6 protein-coding genes are annotated in these 5,580 nt (G+C 72.0%); 3 read left to right on the top strand and 3 right to left on the bottom strand.

Going from position 1 to position 5,580, the window contains the following annotated elements; translation table 11 throughout:
* Window positions 1-469 precede the first annotated feature (469 nt).
* The gene (locus ACWGKS_RS04360; protein ID WP_358513216.1) at window positions 470-748 is read left to right on the top strand and encodes a hypothetical protein; all 279 of its coding nucleotides are present in this window, start codon (window positions 470-472) and stop codon (window positions 746-748) included.
* A gap of 94 nt (window positions 749-842) precedes the next feature.
* Entirely contained in the window at window positions 843-1,925 is a 1,083-nt protein-coding gene (locus ACWGKS_RS04355) for a lytic polysaccharide monooxygenase (RefSeq protein ID WP_358513214.1), read from the top strand.
* A gap of 114 nt (window positions 1,926-2,039) precedes the next feature.
* Here ACWGKS_RS04355 and ACWGKS_RS04350 read toward each other — a convergent pair whose 3' ends face one another.
* Window positions 2,040-2,633, bottom strand: coding sequence for a flavin reductase family protein (locus tag ACWGKS_RS04350; RefSeq protein WP_067603267.1), 594 nt, complete (start codon window positions 2,631-2,633; stop codon window positions 2,040-2,042).
* Window positions 2,634-2,683: 50 nt separating this feature from the next.
* On the opposite strand from ACWGKS_RS04350, the gene ACWGKS_RS04345 reads away from it, so the two are divergent.
* Window positions 2,684-3,646 carry a threonine ammonia-lyase gene (locus ACWGKS_RS04345; protein WP_358513212.1) on the top strand — a complete coding sequence of 321 codons (963 nt, stop codon included), beginning with the start codon at window positions 2,684-2,686 and terminating at the stop codon, window positions 3,644-3,646.
* A 145-nt stretch (window positions 3,647-3,791) separates the two neighbouring features.
* Here the strand turns inward: ACWGKS_RS04345 and ACWGKS_RS04340 are convergent, their stop codons facing one another.
* Together ACWGKS_RS04340 and ACWGKS_RS04335 are read right to left on the bottom strand one after the other, a co-directional pair.
* Window positions 3,792-4,688 (bottom strand): serine/threonine kinase, encoded by an 897-nt coding sequence (locus ACWGKS_RS04340; RefSeq protein ID WP_452521703.1) that lies wholly within the window; start codon window positions 4,686-4,688, stop codon window positions 3,792-3,794.
* 116 nt (window positions 4,689-4,804) lie between these two features.
* The gene (locus ACWGKS_RS04335; protein ID WP_358513277.1) at window positions 4,805-5,248 is read right to left on the bottom strand and encodes a hypothetical protein; all 444 of its coding nucleotides are present in this window, start codon (window positions 5,246-5,248) and stop codon (window positions 4,805-4,807) included.
* Window positions 5,249-5,580 lie beyond the last annotated feature (332 nt).

Genomic DNA, 5,580 nt, shown 5'->3' with positions numbered 1-5,580 from the left:
GGGCCGGCCCCCCCGGGGGGGGGGCCCCCGGGGGCCCCGCCCGGCCCCCGCGGGGGGGGGGGCGGGCGGGGGGGGGGCCGGGGGGGGGGGCGGGGGGGCGGGGGGGGGGGCCCCGGACCCCCCACGTCACTTCCAGGTTCCGGTCGTGGGAGTGTTCCGATTTTTCTCCGGTCACACCCATTGCCGGGCAACATCAATGGTGTTAACTTTTCGGCACCGCTTATGGGAGCGCTCCCGAACGGGGGGAGCCCTCCCATGGGCGGCGGACCACATCGACGCCCACACCACGTTCCACGTGCCCGAACGGTCGCGCCAGGCCCCGCCGCTGCCGCATCCGGATCCACCACGCATCCTCAGACCCGCACACCTTTCGGCCCCCCGCCCCCGGATCTTTCGCACGGTTCGGAGGTGGGCGCCCACCCGCGGTAACCACCAAGGGCATCGAAGGGTCATCCCCGAGGAGAATGATGTGATCAATCAGAAAGCAGGGCGCCGACACGGAAGGCGCCCCGCCCTCTCCGCGGCCATGGGCACGACGCCTCCCACGAACGGCCTCACGGTCGTCCCCCAGAACACCCCCGCCACCTCACCGGCCGAGCCGGTCCCCACCCATTCGGACGGCGGGCCCGCCCCCGAGTTCACCCATCACCGCTTCTGGTCGCAGGTCGACGTGGTCACGGCGCCGGCGTCGCACGGCGAGCCGTTCGGCGACGAGGACGACACGGAAGAGGAGGGCGCCGAGGACTGACGTTCCACCGGCCCCGAGACCCTTTCCATCCCCCACGCCCGGCCGCGTGAACACCCCCCGCACGCGGTCGGGTCCCGCCCCGAAGGGACACACCATGCGCACACCCACCATCGTCGGGACGATCGCGACCGCCGCGGCCGTCGGAGGCATCGCCGTCGCCGGGGTGCTCGTCGCCCTGCCCGACACCGCCGAGGCCCACGGCGCGTTCACCTACCCGGCCAGTCGCACCTACGCCTGTTTCGACGACGCTACCGGCGGCACCGGCGGAGGCGCGCTGGACCCCACCAACGAGGCCTGCGCCGACGCCCTGGCCGAGGGCGGGGACTACGCGTTCTGGAACTGGTACGGCAACCTCGTCCCCGACTCCGACGGACGACACCGCGAGTACGTGGCCGATGGGGAACTGTGCGGTCCCGGCGAGGACTTCGCCGCGTTCAACACGCCCCGCACCGACTGGCCCACCACACACCTGCCGGCGGACGAGACGGTCGAGTTCCGGCACAACGCCTGGGCCCCGCACCCGGGCACCTTCTTCACCTACGTGACCGAGGACGGCTTCGACCCCGAGGCCCCGCTCACCTGGGACGACCTGGAACTCATCGACGAGGTGGTCGACCCGCCGCTGCGCAGCGGCGGCGACGCCGGAGCCGAGTACCACTGGGACGTCGCCCTGCCCGACAAGGAGGGGCGCCACATCGTCTACGTGGTGTGGGAACGCTCCGACAGCCCGGAGGCCTTCTACAACTGCTCCGACGTGGTCTTCGGCGACGAGGAACCGGCACCCACCGACGGACCCACCACCGAACCCTCGGACGGACCCACCACCGAACCCGAACCCACGGAGGCGCCGGCCGAGGAGTACTGCACCGCCGAGTACACGGTCGTCGACCAGACCGACGACCGGTTCGAGGTGGAGGTCGAGGTCACCGCCGGAGCCGAGGGCGTGGACGGCTGGATGGTCGACTGGGTGTTCGCCAATCGCCAGGAGATCCTGGACATGACCGGCGCCACCTGGGTGAACCACGGCGCCCACTTCGAGGCGACCGGGACCGAGGAGCACAGCGCCCTGGAACCGGGGGAGAGCACCGTCTTCGAGTTCACCGGAGCCCACCAGGGCGTCAACATCGAACCCAGGGTGGCCTGTCAGGAACCCGTCGACCACGAGCACGACCACTAAAGCCCCGGGGGCGCGCGCACGGGGTGCGCCCCCGGCCCCTTCGGGCGTCCGGCCCACCCACTCCTCCACGGGTCGGACGCCCACCACAGGGCACGGTTTTCGAGGCCGAGGACCTCAAGGGTGGTAGGGCAGGCGGTCGAGTGCCCGCACCTCGCCCAACGTGGACCACTCGTTGCGTCCGAGCCGGGCCAGGGGTCGCAGCAGGGTGATCTCCGGGTGTCCGTCCACCAGGGCTTCCGGCGCCACGGCGACGCGCAGCACCCGGCCGAACACCACGGTGGAGTCGCCCAGCCCCACGGTGGAGTGCAGCCCGCACTCCAGGGCCACGGGTGAGGCGGCCACCCGGGGCGGGCGCACCTGCGCGCTCGCCTCCCGCTCGATCCCCAGCGCGTCGAACTCGCTGGTGTTCGCCGGGTAGGGGGTCCCACTCGCGTTCACCTGGTCCTGTAGCGGTTCCGCCGCCAGGTTGATCACGAACTCGCGGGTGTGCTCCACGTTGCGCAGCGAGTCCTTGCGACCCACCGAGGTGAACTGCACGATCGGCGGCTCCACACAGGAGAGGGTGAAGAAGGAGTGCGGGGCCAGGTTGTCCACGCCGTCCGGGGACGTGGTGGAGACCCACGCGATCGGGCGGGGGACCACCACCGACGTGAGCATTTTGTAGAAGTCCCGGCCGGGAAGGTCGTCAGGGGTCCATTCGGTACGCATCACATCCGAGTATTCCGTGTGCGGCGACCGGACGGGGGCATACTCGCCGCATGCGATTGGTCTCCGTCGAGGACGTCCGTGCCGCGGCCACCAGAATCCACGGACACGTGGTGCGCACACCCCTCACCGTGGGGCCGAGCACCGAACGGCCCTTTCTGCTCAAACCCGAGAGTCTGCAGCCCACCGGCGCGTTCAAGCTACGCGGGGCCACCAACGCCGTGGCACGACTCGACGACACCCAGCGCGAACGCGGGGTCATCACCCACTCCTCCGGCAACCACGGTATGGCCCTGGCCCACGCCGCCGCCCGGCAGGGGGTGACCTGCACCGTGGTGGTGCCCGAGGGCGCCCCGCGGATCAAGGTGGAGCGCATCCGGGCGATGGGCGCGCGCGTGGTGCCCGTGTCCCCGGCCGAACGCCTCTCCACCGCCGAGGACCTGGTCGAACGCGAACGTCTGGCGTTCGTGCCGCCCTTCGACGACGCGCGTGTGATCGCCGGTCAGGGCACCGTCGGCCTGGAGATCCTGGAGGACTCCCCGGAGGTCACCACCGTGGTCGTGCCGGTGGGCGGGGGAGGGCTGGCGTCGGGGGTGGCCACCGTGGCCCGGGCCGTGAGCCCGCGCCGGACGCGGGTGGTGGGTGTGGAACCCGAACTGGCGGCCGACGCGGCCCAGAGCCTGCGCGAGGGCCGCATGGTCACCTGGGAACCCGAACGCACCGGCCGCACCATGGCCGACGGGGTACGCGTGTGCCTGTCGGAGTTGACCTTCGCGCACCTGTCGTCGCTCCTGGACGAGATCGTCACCGTCGGCGAGGACGAGATCGCCCACGCGGTGGGCGCGCTGGCGCACGGTTCCCGACTGGTGGCCGAACCCAGCGGAGCGCTGGCCGCGGCGGCGCTGCTGTCGGGCAGGATCGACACCGTCCCGGGGCGGCCGGAGGCGACGGTGGCGGTGGTCTCCGGTGGCAACGTCGACCCGGCCCTGTTCACCCGCCTGGTCGGCACCGGCTGAGTCCCGCCCGGGCCTTCCAACAGGCGATGGGGTCGGTCTGGTACCACGAGCGCTCCCACCCCGCCATGAGCGGGATGGGAGCGCCGGACCCTGAGCGGGATCCTCGATGACCGGAGCGCGCCCGCGAACCCCCGGCCCCTTCAGGTCAGGCCGCGCGCCAGCGGAAACGTTCGTCCTCGGCGGTGGTCGTGCACTGCATCAGCGTCCCCTTGTTCGTGTGGCCGAACTGCCAGTGCTGCGAACAGAACGCCCCGGGGTGCACGCCCGGTACCGGGGCGGGTTCCGGCTGCGGCTCGGGTTCGGGCTCGGGTTCCGGCTCCGGCTCGGGTTCCGGCTGTGGCGTGGGCTCGGGGGCCGGCTCGGGCGCCGGGCGGGGATCACCGATCCGCTCAGGACAGTCCTGGCCGTTGGAGACCACGAACAACTCCACCCGGAGATCGTCGTCGAACGGGGCCCTCGCCTGTTCGGGCCGTTGTCCGCACACCTCGTGGTCGGTGGTGCCCTCGGGATCGTCGACATCGCCGAACGCGCTCCGCGCCACCACTGTCAGGCCCGTGTCCTCCACCCAGGAGCGGGACTCATCGGCGTCGTCCCCGGCGAAGTCCGGCAGTTCGGGCCAGTCCTCGGTGGATTCGTCATCACCGCAGTCCACGCCCTCGGGGGCCAGCGTCAGGTCGGCGGTCTCCTCGACCACGTCCTGCCCGCACACGACCAGCGCCGAACGGGTCCACTCCGCGTCGTCACCGCTCGCGGCGAGCAGCAGTTCGCCGAGTTCCAGTTCGGACCCGTCGAGCAGTTCTTCGGCCTCCGGCAGGTACAACCCCACCAGCTCGGGTTCGGTCTCCTCGGGTGAGGGCGACTCGGCCACCTCCACGGTGGCGGGGTCCTCCTGTGGGGGCGGCAGCGAGCCGAGCACGACCAGGCCGATCAACCCGAGGGCGCCCAGGCCCGAGTAACCGGCGCAGCCCAGACCGATCGTGGCCAACGGGTGCGGTTTCTTGGAACCAGGGGATGGCGGGGGCAGGGATGGGGGCGCGGGCATGTCGGCTCCGTCTCAAAGGTGAGGGGGACGGCGGAGCGAGCGCCGATCACCGCGCCACGAAGGCGTGGTGGTGGCCCGACATTAGCGAAACAAACGTCATGAGACGGGCGGAATCGTCATATTCGTCGCCGGTCTCGGTCCGTCTCCTGCTCGGGGTCCTTCGCGTCGGGGCCGGTGATCTCGGCTTCGGGCGGCCCCCCGACGATGAGACCGAAGGCCACGTGATCCACCAGCAGGGCCAGCCGCTCCTGTGGCCGATCCCTTCGTGCGTGGGCCAGGCCGAGCGTCGGTGCCAAGACCAGCTCGAACAGGCCCCAGGAGAGGACCCCGTAGAGCGGGCCGGTCAGCCTGTGGCCTCGCAGTCGCCCAGGCACGAGGCCGAACGCCGCGCCCGCGGCCGCGCCGTAGCTCCAGTGCGTCAGTTCGATGGCCGCGGTGCGCCGATGTTCGGGCACCTGGCGCAGCAACGTCGGCACCCCCTCGCGCAGCATGGCCTCGGGAGGGGTGCGTTCGATCATTCCCAGACCCACCGCGGCCTGTCGCATTCCGCTCATGGCCATCGCGCCGACGACGCCTCTGAGCGCCCCCTTCATCCAGGGTCGACGTCCCACTCGATTCGTTCGTCCACTCATCGCCCTCCCCTTCCTCGTGTCGACCTCCCCGACCGGTCCGTCCTCCGCTCACCCCCGTCACTCAGTCGAACAGGGGGTCCGATGTCGAGGCTCTGCCTCCGGAAGCAGAGGACGGGGAGCGGCTCCGGCAAGTGTCGGTGACCGGGGCCGCGGGGGGGGGGGCCCCCCCCCCCCCGCCCCCGCGGAGCACCCCCCGCCCCCCCCCAGGGGGCGCGGGGAGCCCCCCCGGGGGGGGGCCCCACCCGCGCCCCCCGGAAAGG

This window comes from Nocardiopsis sp. NPDC055879, from assembly GCF_053615935.1.
This window is presented reverse-complemented; position numbering and strand designations above follow the sequence as displayed.